1 protein-coding gene is annotated in these 1,185 nt (G+C 49.5%); it reads right to left on the bottom strand.

Translation table 11 applies throughout. From position 1 onward, the window contains the following. A partial coding sequence (locus tag OCV31_RS09620) for a transposase family protein (RefSeq protein ID WP_148474684.1) occupies positions 1 to 332 on the bottom strand: 332 nt, incomplete at its 3' end. Positions 333 to 1,185 lie beyond the last annotated feature (853 nt).

Below are 1,185 nucleotides of genomic sequence, written 5' to 3'. Positions count from 1 at the left end.
CCGCAATCCTTGCAATCATACCGTGTCTTCTTAACCCGCAGAAGCACGTGCTTTCGGCGCATCGGTGCGTCCCGAAGCACTTGCTCCCGGTGATCATGGACCCAAGCGTGGGTCGAGCCACAGTGAGGACAAACCCGATCATGAACGGGTTTGCAGTCAATGGTAATGAGCCGTCTTTCTTCTAAAACAGCGGTAACCTCGACGTCTTGGATTCCTAAAAGTAATGTGGTAATATTGTTTTGCACTTGTTTGCCCCCCTTTATTATTTTGTGGTGATTTAATTTTAGGCGATAGGGAAAACAAGTGCTATCTTTTTGCACAAAAATATCCATTGAGGAGCTTACTCCCCAATGGATATTATAGAGCCAATAAATAAAGAAACAAATAGCGAGAGGACGTGGAAACACGTCCTTTCTCTATTTAAAAATACATATTTCTCGGCGGGGAACAGACCCCTTTTCTTGATTTTGGTGAATCTTCATTCGGAACAAGAGCACACCGAATAGAGAAACGTGGTGTATTCTCCTTACTCTAAAATTCGTTTTTACACGGCTTTGAGACCCGGGGAAGGGCCCAGGGCGTTGCGATTCGCCCTCTGGCCCTTCCCCGGGGCCCCATCCCCCTCGACCCTAACGCTTTTCTAATGTGCGAAGCCCTGCGGGCTTCGATTCCTACTGGGCCGCGTCGCGGGAGAAAGAAAGTAAGTTGGGATATTATCCAGAAAATTGTCTTGTTTGCGGGACGTTGGCGATTCGCCCTCTGTCCCTCCCCCGGGGCCCTCATGACCTATCCCGACGAGCGAAGCGAGTCGTTGGAAGGTCAGATGTAGTCTTACACCATTCCAAGGAGGCGCAGCCTTTTTGGAATGGATGTATAGTTGTAAGCCCTACCGGGCTTCGATTCCTGTTGGGTTGTGTCGCCAACGTAAGAAAGTGAGTTGGGCGAAGAATTCATATTGGCGAAGAAGAAACTTCGCCCAAATCAAAATCTTCTTTTCCGCAACGCGGCCCAATTAATAGAAAATGCCGCAGGCATTTTCTTTCAGCTTAGACGTGGCCAAAAAAGGGGTGGGGGTCCCGGGGGCGGGGAAAATGCGGCCTTCTAAGGTGGACCCATTGATTTGGACACGTCAACCCCTATGCGTTGAGTAGTGTTGAGCCGTATTCGTATGGCGTCATGTCGCCG

Origin of the sequence: Aedoeadaptatus acetigenes (assembly GCF_025566985.1) — a bacterium.
GTDB classification, from domain to species: domain Bacteria; phylum Bacillota; class Clostridia; order Tissierellales; family Peptoniphilaceae; genus Aedoeadaptatus; species Aedoeadaptatus acetigenes.
Note: the sequence above shows the minus strand (reverse complement) of the source record. Positions and strands in the feature narration are given on the sequence as shown.